Genomic DNA, 16,940 nt, shown 5'->3' on the forward strand with positions numbered 1-16,940 from the left:
TCTCTTTTTTATCATTTTATGACAGCACTTACAACTGTGTCATATAATATACTGCAAATCCATTTTAGAAAGCATTTACAAGAAAACACACAAAAAAAACTGTTACATTGTTTAGTAAATCACATGACAAATCGACCAGAAGATGGTAACATAGACTTTGTAAAAAAAAAAACGAAAAAGGATGGATTCAAATGGTTGCAACTACTGAAAAGAATTACCAAAAAGTCATTTTAGTTGGAGATGGCGCAGTTGGTTCAAGTTATGCATTCGCATTAGTTACGCAAAACATCGCGCAAGAAGTCGGGATTATTGATATTGATACAAAAAAAACAGAAGGTGATGCCATTGACCTTTCACACGCGCTAGCATTTACTTCTCCTAAGAAAATCTATTCTGCAACTTACGCTGATGCTCACGATGCAGATTTAGTAGTTATTACTGCAGGAGCAGCACAAAAACCTGGTGAAACTCGTCTTGATTTAGTAAATAAAAACTTAAAAATTAACCGTGCAGTTGTCACACAAATCGTTGCTTCAGGATTTGATGGTATTTTCCTAGTAGCTGCTAACCCAGTAGATATTTTAACTTATGCAACATGGAAATTCTCTGGTTTTCCTAAAGAACGTGTCATCGGATCTGGTACTTCTTTGGACTCAGCTCGTTTCCGTCAAGCATTAGCTGAGTTAGTAGATGTGGATGCACGTAATGTCCATGCTTATATTTTAGGTGAACATGGTGACTCTGAATTCCCAGTATGGTCTCATGCCAACGTGGCCGGCTTACAAATTTATGAATGGGTAAAAAATAACCCTGAAGTAGATGAAGAAGCAATGGTTAACTTATTCTTTGGTGTTCGTGATGCTGCCTATACCATTATCGAGAAAAAAGGTGCTACTTACTATGGTATCGCCGTTGCCTTGGCAAGAATTACTCGTGCTATCTTAGATAACGAAAATGCTGTTTTACCTTTATCTGTTTACTTAGAAGGACAATATGGCTTAGATGGTATCTACATTGGTACTCCAGCTGTTGTCAATGCCAATGGGGTAGCAAAAATTATTGAAATCCCATTATCAGATAGCGAACAAGACAAAATGGTTGCTTCCGCAAAACAATTAAAAGAAGTTGTTGATGCTGCCTTTGAAGCACTAGAAAAAGAAGATGCACAAGCTGAAAAAAAATAAATTAACACAAAGCTTTTGAACCATTGTGTTGATTTATTTTAGAATAAAAAAAGATAGAATTCGCTATACTTAAAAAAAACCAGTAAATTCAAAAGTTTTAGAAAAAACTTAGGGATTTACTGGTCTTTTTGCTTGTAGCTAGTGCTGCTGTTTTATTCTGCTAGGTTTGTATATACTTCTGAAACATCGTCGTCATCTTCTAGCTTCGCGACTAGTTGCGACAGCTGCTCTAACTGAGCGTCATTGAGCGCGACTGTCGTTTTAGGCACCATAGTTAATTCAGCTTGAGCGAGTGTAAACTGAGCTTCTAAGGCTTCTTTTACCGCCAGAAAATCTTCGGGATCCGTATAGATTTCAACTACTTCTGGTTGCATCTGTAAATCTTCCGCTCCAGCATCGATCACTGCTTCAAGCATCTGCTCCTCACTAAGTGCTATCCCTTCGCGCGCAATAGCTAAATACCCTTGCCGTTCAAACAAATAACTAACTGAGCCTGTCTCACCCAATGAGCCACCATTACGGGTAAACGCCACGCGGACATTGGTTTGTGTACGATTGCGATTATCAGTGAGCGCTTCGACGAGTATCGCCACACCATTTGGACCATACCCTTCATACGTGAGCTCTTCGTAATTAGAACCTTCTATGCCACTGGTTGCCTTTTTGATTGCGCGCTCAATATTGTCATTAGGCATATTGGCTGCCTTGGCTTTATCAATAACTAAGCGCAGCCCAGGATTCATACTTACTTCTCCACCGCCAGCCTTGGCAGCGATGTAAATTTCACGCGACAACTTTTGAAAAATTTTGCCACGTTTGGCATCCTGTGCATTTTTTCTCCCTTGAATATTGTTCCATTTGCTGTGTCCTGACATGTGTATTCCTCCTAAAAAGTTCTTCTTTTTCGAATGAATGACCAAATCATACAAAGAATAATGGCCGTGCCTGCTCCTGAAGCATCTAACATAACATCTTGAAAGAGTGGTGTGCGTCCACCAGTGATCATCTGATGGAATTCATCCAAACCAGCATATCCGACCGCTGCTAACCAAGCCACTACCGCTGTCAGCGGATAAGACTTCATTCTCGGTAGCAGTCCTAAAAACAAACTACCTCCCATCACCAAATACGTGCCAAAATGCGCACCTTTTCGTACGAAAAATTCCACAAACGAGAAGTAGCCATCTGCTGCAATACTAATCTCTTTGCCCGCATAGACAAACGAGATTGTCTGCAATTTATCCAAAAAAGGTTGATTCTTTAACACGCGCTCTAGCAATCCGATTTGTGATTGCTGTGCATACGTTTGCGAAGAACTATAAAACAATATCGCCATCACTGCAAACGCGATTGCTAAGTATAAGCGTCCATCTTTTTGCCATTGTTTCATCTACTGCCACTCCTATCCTGTTCTATCTTACCATTTTCTGATTTCATTTCAAACCAACATGAAAAGCTATGCTATACTAGGAAAAGAAGGAGGAATGAACACAATGACTTATGCAATAAATTGGGACTTAGAAAGCATCTTCCCTGGTGGAAGCCAATCTGAGACCCTAAAGACTCGTTTATCACAACTATCGACGGAGATTGCTGAATACCATCGCGCCATAGAAGCATGGACCCCCTCAGTAAAACAACCGGAAGAATTAGCGACTATTTTGCAACTTGCAGAAAAATGTACCAATGGCTTTGGCCAATGCGGTAGCTTTATTACTGCCTTGCTTTCTAGTAACGTCAATGACCAAGAAGCGAAATTATTAATGGGTGAACTAGCTGCCAAGCGCCCTGTTTTTCAATTAGCTGCGACCATCTTTTCAAAAAAATTAACGACCATTTCTGATGCCGATTGGGCAATATTAATGCAGTCTTCAGCATTAGCACCCGTTGCTTTTCGTTTAAGCGAAATTCGCCGTGATGGAAAAGAATTGTTAGCTGAATCAGAAGAAAATATTATTCACACGCTTGCTCTAGACGGCTTGAATGCTTGGAGTGAACACTACGATACGTTGGTCGCTACAATTGCGATTCCTTTCACTGATAAAGAAGGCAAAACAATTACCTTATCAGCTGGCCAAGCCTTTAACAAAATGATGGGCGATCCTGATGCAGATGTGCGCCAAACATTGTTCACTGCTTGGGAGCAAGCTTGGGGTGAAAAAGAAGCGCTCTTTGCCGATACGCTCAATCATCTAGATGGCTTCCGAATTGCGACACAACGACTACACGGTGTCACGGATTACTTAAAAGAGCCATTAGAATACAATCGACTTAAAAAAGAAACTCTTGATACAATGTGGGCGACCATTGCAAAAAACAAACAACCAATGATGGACTTTTTAACACGTAAAGCACAACTATTTGGCAAAGAAAAAATGCCTTGGCAAGACCAAGATGCCCCTATTATTCTGGGGGATATGGAAGAAAAGACGTATTCATTTGATCAAGCGGCGGACTTTATTACCAAAAACTTTGCCTCATTTAGTCCAAAAATGGCAGACTTCGCGCAAATGGCTTTTGAAAAAGCATGGATTGAAGCAGAAGACCGTCCTGGCAAGCGTCCTGGTGGCTACTGTACGGGTCTACCAGAATCAAAAGAATCTCGTATTTTTATGACCTATAGCAACTCAGTTAATGAAGTAGCGACCCTTGCACATGAGCTAGGTCACGCTTTCCATAGTAGCGTACTTTGGGACTTACCTAGTATGAATCAAGACTATGCCATGAACGTTGCCGAAACAGCAAGCACCTTTGCGGAATTAATCGTTGCCGACGCGACCTTGAAAGAAGCACAAACAGTCGAAGAAAAAATCAACTTACTTGATACAAAAATGCAAAATGCTGTCGCGATGTTTCTAAATATTCACGCTCGTTTTATTTTTGAAAATAACTTCTACACTGCTCGTCAAAAAGGTCTAGTCTCTCCGCAACAAATCACTGACATGATGCTCGCTGCGCAAAAAGAAAGTTACCTTGATCAATTGGCTTCTTATCATCCTCATTTTTGGGCTGCTAAGTTGCACTTTTTCATTGATGACATTCCGTTTTACAACTTCCCATATACATTTGGTTACTTGTTTAGCATGGGCATTTATGCGTATGCATCTCAAAAAGGCGCAAGCTTTGAAGATGATTACATCGCACTCTTGCGTGATACAGCTTCAATGACGACAGAAGAGTTAGCCGAAAAACATTTGGGTGTTGATTTGACCCAGCCTGATTTTTGGCAAGCAGGTATTGATATGGTATTAGCCGATATTACTACTTTCCTTGAAATAACAGAAGAATTCGTACACTAGACTGTAGTGTGCAACTATACGTAAATAGACCAGAATATCCGATTTGGATGTTCTGGTCTTTTGTTTGTGGTTAACCGCTTTTGATTCAACCTCTATTTACGGTGATGCAAAAGCAGCTCTCTCGACCATAAGTCAGAATTTCTCTAAAATTTAAAATCAATTTTCGAAAATTCTGAGCTTATTGCTCGGAGCTAACCGCTTTTGATTCAGCCTCTATTTACGGTGGTACAAAAGCAGCTCTCTCGACCATAAGTCAGAATTCTCAAAAATTTAAAATCAATTTTCGAGAGTTCTGAGCTTATCGCTCGGAGCTAACCGCTTTTGATTCAACCTCTATTTAGTCGTAATCGTTTTAAGCGTAATGCATTTAAAACGACTGATACTGAACTAAAGCTCATCGCTGCACCGGCAATCATTGGATTTAATAGTGGTCCACCGAATACATGCAACACACCCATCGCAACTGGAATTCCTAAGACATTGTAAGCAAAGGCCCAGAATAGATTTTCGCGGATATTTTTCATGGTTGCTTGGCTTAAGTGAATGGCTTTTTCCACGTCGAGTAGCTCACTCTTCATAAGGACAATATCGGCCGATTCAATGGCAACGTCTGTCCCTGATCCAATCGCCATACCGATATCGGCTTGCACCAGTGCCGGCGCATCATTAATGCCATCGCCGACCATCGCCACGCGTTTGTGTTCTTGTTGGATTTTTTTTATTTCATTGGCTTTGTCTTCAGGTAATACTTCACTTAGTACGCGACTAATTCCTACTTGTTGAGCGATTGCTTGAGCTGTTTGTCGATTGTCCCCTGTCAACATCACGACTTCGACCCCACGCGCTTGTAATTGCTGAATGGCTTGGCGACTATGTTTTTTGACCGTATCGGCAACGGCAATCACACCCACTAATTGGCCATCGACTGCTAAAAACATCAGCGTCTTGCCGTCTTGCGCTAGTCCTTGTGCCGCTGCTTTGGCCACATCAGCGTCAATCGCTTGTTGGTTCATCAAGGCTTCATTGCCTAAAAATAGCAGCTTGCCGTCAACTACAGCTCGTAACCCAAAACCAGGGATTGCTGTAAATTGTTCCGCTGTAAGGACAGCAATCGTACGCTTCTTTGCTTCATCGACAATTGCTTGACCGAGAGGGTGTTCCGATAGTTCTTCAGCTGTCGCCGCATATTGTAAAATGTCTGCTTCTTGCCAGTTATTGTACCCATATACATCTGTCACTACGGGCTTACCTTCTGTGATCGTTCCTGTTTTATCTAACACAACTGTTTGGATTTTTTGCGTCATTTCTAACGCATCCCCACTTTTGATTAAGATGCCATTTTCAGCCCCTTTACCTGTCCCTACCATAATCGCTGTCGGCGTCGCCAAGCCTAATGCGCATGGACAAGCAATGACCAAGACTGAGATGGTAATCGTCAAAGCAAATACCCAAGACTCTTGACCAAAGAACAACCAAAGACCACCAGATACCAGTGCCAAAGCAATGACAATCGGCACAAAGACGCCCGCAACTTTGTCTGCTAATTTAGCAATCGGTGCTTTTGATCCTTGCGCCTCTTCCACTAGTTTGACAATCTGAGCCAGTGCGGTGTCATTGCCGACCTTCGTGGCACGAAATCGAAAGCTTCCGTGCTTATTTAAGCTAGCACCGACTACTTCATCGCCCACTGTCTTCTCAACAGGCAGACTCTCTCCTGTCAGCATCGATTCATCGACACTTGATACACCTTCGACAATCACTCCGTCGACTGGGATTTTTTCGCCTGGACGCACGACAATCAAATCATCTAATTCGACCTGATCGACTGGGATTTCTTGTACCGTACCATTTTTTACCACACTGGCTTTTTTCGGTGCTAAGTTCAGCAGTGATTGCATGGCAGCCGATGTTTTCCCTTTTGAGACTGCTTCAAAATATTTTCCTAATGTAATCAAGGTCAAAATGACCGCTGCTGATTCGTAATACAAATTCATCGCATACTGGTGACTACCCATGATGACCTCGATTGTCCCATATAAGCTATAGAGAAAGGCAGCACTCGTACCCAATGCGACCAATGAATCCATATTCGGATGTCCTTTTGCTAATGTTTTAAAGCCTGTGTAAAAGAATGAGCGACCCAATACTAATACCGGCACGCATAGGAGCAACTGTACCGTTGCAAAAGCTACTGGATGACCCGCGTGGCTTAAAAATGAAGGCAGTGGCAAGCCAATCATCTCCGCCATCGCCATGTATAATAGTGGAATGGTAAAGACTGCCGAACCGATAAATCGATGCCACATGGCTTGCGTATGAGCTTCTTTACTATCCTTTGCGGAATCTTCGCCTGTTGCCAGTTTGGCATCATACCCAGCTGCCTTTACCGCTGCAATAATTGCTTGGGTGGTCACTTGATTTTGGTCGAAGGTGACGGTCATTTTTTCCGTCGCCAGATTCACCGGCGCTGCTGCTACACCAGTTAATTTACTGACTGCTTTTTCGACTGTCTGCACACAAGAAGCACACGTCATCCCTTCTATCGCAAAGGTTTCTTTTTCCTGTGTATGTTGTACGCCATATCCCGCTTGTTTGACAGCTTGTTCAATTGCAGGAATAGTCGTTTGCGTTTCATCAAATGCTACTTGTAGTTTTTCAGTCGCCAAATTTACGGAAGCTTCATTCACGCCGGAAACTTTTTTGACTGCTTTTTCGACTGTTTGTGCACATGAAGCACACGTCATGCCTTCTATCGCTAACGTCTCTTTCATTTCGATCCCTTCCTATCCTATTTGCTACTTTCACTTTATTACTTGTGTTTACATTTGTCAACGATAATTTCTTGCATCATTCCACAAAAAAAAGCCCTAGTAACAGCTACTCATCGCTGAGTGCTGATACTAAGACTTTGGCTATTGCTTAATGGTACAAGTCAAAACGGCCTTTCGCCATGACTTCTTTAAACCCACCTAATTCAAGTAATGATTTGTTTTCAATCATCTTCTTCACGACTGATGCTGGGTAACCTTTCATTGGCTTGCTGCCTTTACCTACTACCCCAAAAGCATGCGTGTTTCCAATAGATGCCACAGAACCTTGTGATTGATACGTAAATGGTGTTGGTGCCTGACCAGCTAATTGACGCAAGATATTTTCACCCGCGTGCGCACCCATTTTTGTCGCGATTTGTGCAGTTGTTGGATAAGGACGATTTGATTCTTTATCCATCACTGCAGACACGTCACCAATTAGGTAGACATTGGCATGATTTGGATCGGTCAAATCTTCGTTGACCATTACACGGCCACGACGTTCAGAGAAACCAGATTTAGTGATGACTTCACTACCACTAACCCCAGTAGTCCAAATGATCGTCGCTGCTTGCAATTCAGCCAAGTCAGTGTCTTCTTTTCCATCTTGGTAGACAACAGTGTTTGGTTTGATTGCTTTGATTGCTTTACCAGTCATTAGTTTTACTTGCCATTTATCTAGGTAGCTCAAGCAGTAGTTTGTTAAGTCGTCATTAAACATTGGTAAAATGCTAGGTGCAGCTTCGACACAATAGATTTCGATTTCTTCTGGTTGAACACCTGCAATTTTGGCATAACGTGGACGAGCTTCTACTAAAGAACCGACCAATTCAATCCCAGTAAAACCAGCGCCACAGACAACTAATTTCAAATAATTTTTATCTTTGGTTTCTTTGTATTTTGCCATCATCGCTAAAATATGTTGATGAATTTTTTCTGCTGTTTCGATGTTTACCATTTGCAAGGCATCTTCTTTTGCACCTGGAATACCAAATGTTTCAGAACGGAATCCTAGTGAAACAATCAAGTAATCATAATGCAAAGGAGCATTGTTGGCCAACGTAATTTCTTGTTTTTCAGTGTCGATTGCTTGCACGCAATCTTGAATAAATGTCGTAGAACCTTTCACTACGTCTTTAATTGGAAACGTAATTTTTTCCTTTGGTTGTGTTCCTGCGGCTACTTCATGCAGACAAGTCGCTTCGTAGTGGTAATCATTTTGATCCACCAATGTAATATGAAACGACCCTTGTTTTTCCTGTAATGCTCGTAATGCACGCAAACCGGCATAGCCAGCACCCAAAATCGTAACTTCTTTCACGATTCGTTCCTTCTTTCTTCTAAAAATCAATCATTATTCCTAATGCATATGTTATTACTTGTACAAATGAGCCAACTGCCAAAATCCGAACCGCACAAATGAACGTTTCTTTCTTTATTTGCTTTGCGAGGTACAGCTTTGTTTGCTTCCAGACAAATGGCACGACTAAACAGGTCAAAAGCACTGTATAAGGCGCCAAATCTAGCAACACCGCACCAAAAATAGCAATAAAAGCTAAAACATTATTACTCACAAACAAAACCAAAGCTCGCTTTCTACCTAGGTAATGCACCAATGTGAACCGTTTGTTTTTTTCGTCTTCTTCCAAGTCACACGTGTTATTCGCTAACATTAGATTTGCAATCCATAATGTATTAGGCAATGCAATTATAAAGATACTGAAAATTTGTGAAAAATTCCAATAAAATGCTTGGTACGTGTTCAAATAAACACAGATGAGCGTAATCATAAAGCCCATTGTAAAACCTGAGAAAAATTCACCAACTGGCATGCTCGAAAGTGGCTTAGGACCAGACGAATAAAAAATACCCACAAAATAACAGAAAAGGCCCATCCATAGCAGCGGCCAACCAACCACAGTCGCCAGTAAAATCCCCATCGTCGCCGATACGACAATCATACCGATCATTAACCAAAACACCAGTCGCAGTGAAAGATTTTCTCGGCCAATGATATTGGTCTTTTCTTTATAATCATGCACACTTGTCGCATGATGGTAATCATTATAGTTATCTAAAATATCTACAGCCATATTAAATAAAAACATTGCAATAAAAAACATAAGAACAAATCCTAAATGAATGGACTGAAATTGATACCAACTATAGCAAATACCTATCAAAAACGGCAATACGCTCGCAGTCTTCGCTTTAAACTCCACAAGCTCTAAAAAAACTTTTAGTGACATAACATCCTCCTTTCCAAGAAACTTGCATAAAATTAGCCAATTCGATAGAAAATAGGGTAAAATGTGTCTATGTGACTCTGACTATCGAAAGGGCTGTATTATGCATTCACACTGGAACGATTATCCCACGATTCAAAACAAACTCCAAGTCGTATGCTCATTTTTAGAAAAACAGCTGACTGTACGCAACAAAGACATTCAAGATGCTTTGGTTGAATTCAGTCAAGCTGGTGGCAAGTATTTACGACCTGCCTTTTTCTTTTTATTTGCTGAACTTGGTGATCCAAAAAAACAAAATGAAGAAGAATTGATCAAAGTAGCTTCTTCGATTGAGTTGCTCCATATGGCGACACTCATACACGATGATATTATAGATGATTCACCGCTACGCCGCGGGACACTGACTGTTCAAGCTCATTATGGCAAAGATATCGCTGTTTATACCGGCGATTTATTGTTCACTTTGTTTTTTGAAGTCCTGATTGATGTGATGAACGGCTCTCCTTTCATGGCGACAAATGCCCAAGCGATGAAAGGTTTGCTATTAGGTGAGCTAGATCAAATGAACTTACGCTACAATGTCGATCAAACAATTGATGACTACCTGCTAAGCGTCAATGGCAAAACAGCAGAACTCTTCTGGCTCGCTTGCCTCGAGGGCGCCCATTTTGGCAAGACCTCTCCGCAGATTGAAGCCTTAGCCGGTGAAATTGGCCGAAATATCGGGATTGCCTTTCAAGCTTATGATGATATCTTGGACTACACTGCTGACGAAGCAATCTTACAAAAACCAGTCTTAGAAGACTTGACGCAAGGTGTCTACACCATCCCCTTGCTATTAGCAAAAACCAAGAATCCGGCTGCCTTTGCACCACTCTTAGAAAAACGAGCAAACTTAACCGAATCTGAGGCCAAAGAAGTCGCCGCTTTAGTCGTTCATTACCAAGGCGTCGAACAAGCAAAAGCCTTCGCTCGATCTTATACCGAAAAAGCATTGGCTGGCATTCAAGAATTACCTGCAGGTGCAGCACGTGAGCAATTAGAGCGCCTAACCAAACAATTACTAAAACGAAATCATTAAAAAGAAGCTAAGACAATTAACTACAAAAGGGCCAGGAAATCCAGAAGTTTAACACTTCGGATTTCCTGGCCCTTTTATAGTTAATTACTCAACAATTTCTGAACGTATTGCTCGGATCTAATCGCTTTAGTCACAACCTCTATTTAAACGGTGTGTCTAAAGCAGATCCCTCGACATTACGTCAAAAATCCGCAAAATTGAAAATCAATTTTGGCATTTCTGAACGTATTGCTCGGATCTAATCGCTTTAGTCACAACCTCTATTAGCGTCCTTCATCGATTGCTTTTAATCGTTGGTAACGTGTATTTGTCGCAGCTAATTCGGCTGGACTACCGGATAACTCAATTTGACCATCTTCGATAAAAATGACCCGCTCCATCTGATCAATCCCTTGCAAATGATGCGTCACCCAAATGACTGTCTTTTCTGCCAACTCATCAAAAAAGGTTTCAATTAACGCTTGTTCGGTAATCGGATCCAGACCAACAGTCGGCTCATCTAATAGGACAATCGGCGTATCTTGTAACAAAATCCGTGCCAATGCCATCCGATGACGCTCGCCTCCAGAAAAACGCAAGCCCGCTTCATCGACCATTGTCTGCAACCCATCCGGTAAGCGCTGAACCAATTCTTTCAAGCCTACTCGTTCAAGCACGTGCCAGACTTCTTCGACAGATGCGTCTTCATTTCCAATACGTAAATTATTTAAAATCGTCGTGTGAAAAAGATACGGTGTTTGCTGAATCACCCCAATGTATTGGGCCATCTGATCACCAAACGAACTCGTCAAAACGCCACCTAATGTCAAAGAACCAGCAGTAGGGGTCAAATCACCACGAATCAACGTCGCCAATGTACTTTTACCGGAGCCGCTTCGACCCAAAATCGCCACGTGTTGTCCTTGTGGAATGGTTAAGTTTAGTTGATTTAACACGACTTTGGTTTCATTTTCATAGTGAAATGAGACATCACTAAGATGAATATCTGTCGAATCAACCATTACTTTTTTTGGTTCGGGCTGGTCTTTGCCATTCAGTGCATTTAAACGATCGAGAGAATCTTTGTACACATTGGTTTCTTGTGCTGCATCTGGCAACACGGCAAAGGCATCAATCAGTGGAAAAAGGCTCAAGACAAAGGCCGCAATCCAATTGGCCGCACCCCCATGATTGCCAACAAAGCGCTGACTCGTCCAAAGAATCAAACTAACCGCCATCAACCCAATATACAGCTGGAAAAGAAAATTTCGTCGACGGTTAAATTGACGTAACTCATTTTGCACATCGTAAAGTTCTTGCTCGTTGGCTAAATAAGTATCGACATATTCCTGTGATCGTTGACTGAAGATCCAGTCAGAGACACCCATCACATTATCCGTCAAGTCTACATATAGTGCATTTTTCACTTGCTTTTCTCGTTCTTGTCTTGCACCATTGCGTAACACTGAGACTAATGGAAAGACGACCACCAACCCTAAAAAAAGGACCAGCATCATCAAGGCAAACCACAGCGAAACAAATCCTAGCCCAATCACTACGAAACAATACAAAACCCACGCGATAATCGTCGGAAAAATGGTCCGTAAATAAAGATTTTGAATATGATTAATATCTTCAGCCAACAAGCCCAAGATGTCCCCCATCCGATAGGTCCGTTTAAAGAAAATCGCATCTTTTTCTAGAGTATTATAAAGTTGTAAGCGCAACTTAGATGTCATTTTCAAGACCCAATTATGACTGGTTAAGCGCTCCACATAACGAAAGACCGGTCTACCAATCCCAAATGCTCGCGTCAACACGATTGGAATGTATATCATCAAAATATTCTCGGGTAAAGATGCCGAGCGACTAATCAAATAACCAGACGTAAACATCAACGCACCCGCACAGAAAAAGGTCATAAACCCTAGAAAAAGAGCCAAATACAAGACTCGCTTGTAGTGATGTAAAAATGGTTTGACCCATTGATCATGCTTTAGCGATTGAAAAAGTGGGATTTTAAACATCGGCTTCCCTCCTCATTTGTTTCGTTAAATCATAAAAATGTCCTTGCTTAGCAGTCAACTCAGCAAAGGTCCCTTGCTCGACAATTTTGCCTTGCTCAATAACCAAAATCAGATCCATTTGGTGCATCCAGTGCAAGCGGTGCGTCGCGAAAAAGACCAGCCTATTTTCCATCAATGGCAGCATGCGCTCCTTGATTTCCACTTCCGTTTCGATATCTAAATGCGCAGTCGGCTCATCAAAGAGCAAGATTTTTCTTTCTTTATCTAAAAATGCTCGAGCCAATGCAATCCGCTGTGCTTGTCCCCCACTTAGCGCTCGCGCTCCTTGACCAATCGGCGTATCGATGCCTTCTGGAAGCTCAGCGACTAATTCATTGAGCCCTACTACTTCGATTGCTTCTAAAATCTCAGCCTCTGTCGCTTCAGGCGTATAAAACGCAATATTTTCACGCAAAGTTAGTTGGAAGAGATACGGGCTTTGTGGAATGTAGCTCATTTGTTTTTGCCAATCTGTTTGGGCAAACGAAGTCAACGATTGGTCCGCCACCTGAATAGCGCCACTATGCGGAGTGAGAAAGCCACTTAACCCACTGATGAATGTCGACTTACCAGAGCCACTCATCCCAATCACACCGATTTTTTTGAATCCCGTCGTTGCAAAATCAAACGGTTGAATCGTCTCAGTATGACCGTCATAAGAAAAGCTCATTTGCTCAAGCATTAATGACGTGGTGCTGGTCCATTTTGGCAAAGCTTTTTGTTGCTCTTCTCGCTCAGGTAGCTCCAATACTTCACGGACCGCTGTCATCGCATTTTTACCGTCAAGTGTCGCATGGTAATCACTCGAAAAGTCACGTACTGGTAGAAAATATTCTGGCGACAAAATCAAGACCGTTAAGGCTGGAAATAAAAAGACTTCCTGCTTTATCAATCGCAACCCTAATAATACCGCAACGATTGCTACCGAAAGCGTCGTAAAGAAATCCAACGCAAACGTCGAAAGAATCCCAATCCGTAATGTGCTCATGGTCGCTTTACGAAACGCCTCGCTCGTATTATAGATACTGCGGCCATATCGTTTGCTTAAGCCAAAAACTTTTAACGTATCGATTCCTCGCAGTGAATCGATAAAATGATTGGACAACAATTGAAACGCCTTGTACTGGCGATCAGCTTTAGCCTGTGCTGCGTAGCCAAGTATAATCATAAAGATAATAATCAACGGAAAAATCAAAAGCAACGTCACGCCAGATTCCCAATCAAGTAAAAAGATGACCGCTAAAATAAGCCAAGGAACAATCATCATATTCATCATTTTAGCCAAAATGAGATGAATGTAATTTTCTACTTGCGAAATTCCTTCCAAGGCCATCGTAATCATATTTCCCGTTCCTTGCTCTTGGACAACCACCGGCCCTAAACGAAAGAGCTTCGCCAATAATTGACTTCGTAACTCTTGGGCCTGTTTTTGTGCATAGGTATCTAGTAACTTATCTCTTAAAAATGTCACACCATGGCGCGCACTATAACTAAGAAAAAATAGTCCTACCATCGCTAGCTGAGAAGATAGACCCTGACCTTCCCAAAGATTCGTAATGACTGTTGCTAAGGTGTAAGCTTGCCCGATTATAAAGAGGGCTTGCAAGATAGCATATCCTGCAAGCACCCCCATTATTTTTTGAATGTTCGGCAAGCGCATAATCGCTTTATCAACCATTCTAGTATCCTTTCACATCTAAAGTCACACGTCGTCTAAATACATAATATGCCCACGCTGTATAAGCTAAAACAAATGGCAACAACGTAAAGGAAATATACGTCATAAGTTTCAAAGTATACGGTGTAGAAGAAGCATCTTTAATTAAAATATCAAATTGACTACCTAATGAACTAATCATCACACGTGGGAATAGTCCAGTAAATAATAAGACGACCAAAACAACCAATGTTAACCCACTCGCTAAAAAGGCAGCGAGTTCTTTTTCTTTAAAGACTGAAACATTTGCAAAAATTGTTAGCAGCACAATTGCTACGACTAAGACAGTTGTTAGCACTGCATTTTTTGCAAAGAAGTCTGTTTGGAAATACATCAAGACCGCGAATAAAACTAATCCCACATACAAAACATAATACAATAATTTTGCGTAGTTACGGGCATGCTCTCTGACCGGTCCTTCTGTCTTCAAGGAAATATAATTTAATCCATGTAAGTAGCAAAGTAATGTCAACGCCACCCCACCAACTACAGAAAAGACATTCACATAATCAGTAAAGGTCGCTGTCATATTGCCGTCCGCATCAATTGGCATTCCTTGTACCAAACTAATAAACAATAAGCCAAAGAAAAATGGCACGATAAAGCTTCCAATGCTCAATGTCCAGTTCCAGAAATTTTTATTCTTTTCTGGGACTTTGTGGCGGAATTCAAATGAAACCCCACGGATAATTAAGCCAAACAAAATAATAAACAAGATTAAGTAGTAACCACTGAATAAAGAGGCATACCAATATGGGAACGATGCGAACATCGCACCTCCAGCAGTCAATAGCCATACTTCATTTCCATCCCAGACAGGTCCGATGGTATTGATGATTTGATCTTTTTCTTTTTCATTGTGCGCAAGTGTCTGTACGGACATGCCGACACCAAAGTCGAATCCTTCTAAGAAGAAAAAGCCAGAAAATAAAACACCAATCAAGACAAACCACATTAATTGTAAACCAGACATTAGAATGCACCTCCATCGAATGGGTCGATTGACGGCTTGCTATCTTCTTCGTGTTGATGATCCACATACTCAGGACCTTTCTTCAATTCACGAATAACAAGATACACCATCACCGCACCTAATCCTGTAAATAATAAGAAATAAATAATATTCGAGATTAACAATGAAGTGACTGATACATTTGGTGAGACACTATCTTCAATCTTGAAAAGACCATATACAGTCCATGGATAACGACCAAGCTCAGTGATTAACCAACCTGATGTGTTTGCAAGGAATGGTGAAAAAGTCATAAATCCAAAAATCCATAGTAGCCATTTTTTCTCAAATAGTGCTTGCTTATTCTTACGCGTCATAATTAAGCCAACAATCGCTGTAATCAGCATCAACGTACCAAAACCAGCCATTATACGGAAACTCCAGAACAAGGTATTGACAGGTGGGTAGTAATTTCCTTCACCATATTTAGCTGTTAATTCTTCATTGATTTCGTTCATCCCTTTAACAGCGCCTTCTGGAGCGTTATAAGATAAAATACTTAGCATATATGGAATTTCAACCCCAAATACGCGTTCTTTTTTCGCTTCATTTGCCCAAGCGACCACTGTCCAAGCGGCTGGATCTCCTGAGTTTTCATATAGGCCTTCCGTTGCAGCGAATTTCATTGGTTGGTCTTCAACCAATGCTTTCATTTGTAGGTCTCCTGCAAATAATACCGAAGCCGAAGCAACAAGTGTCACCCATAAACCGACACGCATCGTTTTTTTGTAGATGGTTTGTGTCATTTCACTTAATTGATGCTTTTTAAGTAGCTTGAATGCAGATAACCCCGCAACTACAATCCCACCAGTGACAATAGCACCCGCAATGACGTGAGAAAATTCATACCACACTTGGGGATTTTTTAAAATTGCGCCGAAGTCAGTCATTTCTGCCCGGCCATTATTTAGCGTATACCCAGTCGGATGTTGCATAAAACTATTGGCAACCAAAATCCAAAAGGCTGACATGACTGAACCAAAGCCAACTAACCAAATGAATAATGCATGGACGCTTGGTTTCACCCGATCCCAAGTAAACATCCATAACCCTAAAAAGGTTGATTCTAAAAAGAATGCTAATAACGCTTCTACTGCTAGCGGTGCACCAAAGATGTCACCTACAAAACGAGAGTAATCTGACCAGTTCATACCGAATTGGAACTCTTGAATAATACCTGTTACGACACCAACTGCGAAACTTAATAATAAGATTTGAGCCCAAAACTTGGTCATCTTTTTATACACTTCGTCTTTTTTCGTTACATAAAGAGTTTCCATAATTGCAACAACAAACGCCATCCCAATCGAAAATGGGACGAAGAAATAGTGAAACACGGTTGTCATAGCAAATTGGATTCGAGCTAATGTAACAATATCCATTTCTAATTCCTCCAATCAACTTTGTACACAATGTACGATAAAAACTTGCAACCAACAATCCTTTTAAGTGGCATTTTTCACGAATACAGCAGTGAAATGACCTAACCTCTTTTGAAACTTACTCTCTATTTATAATAGGCGATTTTCAAATAAATGCAATC

At 41.2% G+C, this 16,940-nt stretch carries 12 protein-coding genes; 3 read left to right on the top strand and 9 right to left on the bottom strand.

Annotated features, from left to right (window positions below):
• The first annotated feature begins 191 nt into the window (after positions 1-191).
• Entirely contained in the window at positions 192-1,184 is a 993-nt protein-coding gene (locus NE257_RS05820) for an L-lactate dehydrogenase (RefSeq protein WP_071859037.1), read from the top strand.
• Between the two features lie 152 nt (positions 1,185-1,336).
• On the opposite strand, the gene NE257_RS05825 is transcribed toward NE257_RS05820, so the two are convergent.
• A complete protein-coding gene (locus tag NE257_RS05825; RefSeq protein ID WP_251851775.1) occupies positions 1,337-2,059 on the bottom strand; it encodes a YebC/PmpR family DNA-binding transcriptional regulator in 723 nt (240 codons plus the stop codon).
• Between the two features lie 11 nt (positions 2,060-2,070).
• Positions 2,071-2,574, bottom strand: a complete 504-nt coding sequence (locus NE257_RS05830) for a VanZ family protein (RefSeq protein ID WP_251885981.1) — start codon at positions 2,572-2,574, stop codon at positions 2,071-2,073.
• 103 nt (positions 2,575-2,677) lie between these two features.
• Here NE257_RS05830 and NE257_RS05835 point away from each other — a divergent pair, with 103 nt between their 5' ends.
• Positions 2,678-4,483: a M3 family oligoendopeptidase gene (locus NE257_RS05835; protein ID WP_251885982.1), complete on the top strand. Its 1,806-nt coding sequence runs from the start codon at positions 2,678-2,680 to the stop codon at positions 4,481-4,483.
• Between the two features lie 326 nt (positions 4,484-4,809).
• Here the strand turns inward: NE257_RS05835 and NE257_RS05840 are convergent, their stop codons facing one another.
• From NE257_RS05840 to NE257_RS05850, 3 genes are all read right to left on the bottom strand, one after another.
• Positions 4,810-7,254, bottom strand: a complete 2,445-nt coding sequence (locus NE257_RS05840; protein ID WP_276532305.1) for a heavy metal translocating P-type ATPase — start codon at positions 7,252-7,254, stop codon at positions 4,810-4,812.
• A gap of 148 nt (positions 7,255-7,402) precedes the next feature.
• Entirely contained in the window at positions 7,403-8,614 is a 1,212-nt protein-coding gene (locus tag NE257_RS05845) for an NAD(P)/FAD-dependent oxidoreductase (protein WP_040366420.1), read from the bottom strand.
• A gap of 19 nt (positions 8,615-8,633) precedes the next feature.
• A complete protein-coding gene (locus NE257_RS05850; RefSeq protein WP_007207993.1) occupies positions 8,634-9,542 on the bottom strand; it encodes a prenyltransferase in 909 nt (302 codons plus the stop codon).
• Positions 9,543-9,642: 100 nt separating this feature from the next.
• Between NE257_RS05850 and NE257_RS05855 the strand changes: the two genes are divergently transcribed.
• Complete coding sequence (locus tag NE257_RS05855) at positions 9,643-10,623, top strand: polyprenyl synthetase family protein (protein ID WP_251851776.1); 981 nt, start codon at positions 9,643-9,645, stop codon at positions 10,621-10,623.
• A 263-nt stretch (positions 10,624-10,886) separates the two neighbouring features.
• On the opposite strand, the gene cydC is transcribed toward NE257_RS05855, so the two are convergent.
• The 4 genes from cydC to NE257_RS05875 are packed head-to-tail and all read right to left on the bottom strand — an operon-like array spanning position 10,887 to position 16,779.
• Positions 10,887-12,629 (bottom strand): thiol reductant ABC exporter subunit CydC, encoded by a 1,743-nt coding sequence (gene cydC / locus NE257_RS05860; protein WP_251885983.1) that lies wholly within the window; start codon positions 12,627-12,629, stop codon positions 10,887-10,889.
• A complete protein-coding gene (gene cydD, locus NE257_RS05865; protein WP_007207990.1) occupies positions 12,622-14,346 on the bottom strand; it encodes a thiol reductant ABC exporter subunit CydD in 1,725 nt (574 codons plus the stop codon). Before cydD ends, cydC begins: the two co-directional genes overlap by 8 nt.
• Before the next feature lies 1 nt (position 14,347).
• Positions 14,348-15,358: a cytochrome d ubiquinol oxidase subunit II gene (gene cydB / locus NE257_RS05870; protein ID WP_251851777.1), complete on the bottom strand. Its 1,011-nt coding sequence runs from the start codon at positions 15,356-15,358 to the stop codon at positions 14,348-14,350.
• Positions 15,358-16,779: a cytochrome ubiquinol oxidase subunit I gene (locus NE257_RS05875; RefSeq protein WP_251851778.1), complete on the bottom strand. Its 1,422-nt coding sequence runs from the start codon at positions 16,777-16,779 to the stop codon at positions 15,358-15,360. The genes cydB and NE257_RS05875 overlap by 1 nt, the downstream gene beginning before the upstream one ends.
• Positions 16,780-16,940: the final 161 nt, after the last annotated feature.

This window comes from Enterococcus italicus (genome assembly GCF_023743875.1).
Lineage (GTDB): Bacteria > Bacillota > Bacilli > Lactobacillales > Enterococcaceae > Enterococcus_G > Enterococcus_G italicus.

Bases quoted from the DNA above. Each gene is read 5' to 3' on its own strand.
- NE257_RS05820 (WP_071859037.1), top strand. From the start codon at position 192: ATGGTTGCAACTACTGAAAAGAATTACCAAAAAGTCATTTTAGTTGGA.
- NE257_RS05825 (WP_251851775.1), bottom strand. From the start codon at position 2,059: ATGTCAGGACACAGCAAATGGAACAATATTCAAGGGAGAAAAAATGCA.
- NE257_RS05830 (WP_251885981.1), bottom strand. From the start codon at position 2,574: ATGAAACAATGGCAAAAAGATGGACGCTTATACTTAGCAATCGCGTTT.
- NE257_RS05835 (WP_251885982.1), top strand. From the start codon at position 2,678: ATGACTTATGCAATAAATTGGGACTTAGAAAGCATCTTCCCTGGTGGA.
- NE257_RS05840 (WP_276532305.1), bottom strand. From the start codon at position 7,254: ATGAAAGAGACGTTAGCGATAGAAGGCATGACGTGTGCTTCATGTGCA.
- NE257_RS05850 (WP_007207993.1), bottom strand. From the start codon at position 9,542: ATGTCACTAAAAGTTTTTTTAGAGCTTGTGGAGTTTAAAGCGAAGACT.
- NE257_RS05855 (WP_251851776.1), top strand. From the start codon at position 9,643: ATGCATTCACACTGGAACGATTATCCCACGATTCAAAACAAACTCCAA.
- cydC (WP_251885983.1), bottom strand. From the start codon at position 12,629: ATGTTTAAAATCCCACTTTTTCAATCGCTAAAGCATGATCAATGGGTC.
- cydD (WP_007207990.1), bottom strand. From the start codon at position 14,346: ATGGTTGATAAAGCGATTATGCGCTTGCCGAACATTCAAAAAATAATG.
- cydB (WP_251851777.1), bottom strand. From the start codon at position 15,358: ATGTCTGGTTTACAATTAATGTGGTTTGTCTTGATTGGTGTTTTATTT.
- NE257_RS05875 (WP_251851778.1), bottom strand. From the start codon at position 16,779: ATGGATATTGTTACATTAGCTCGAATCCAATTTGCTATGACAACCGTG.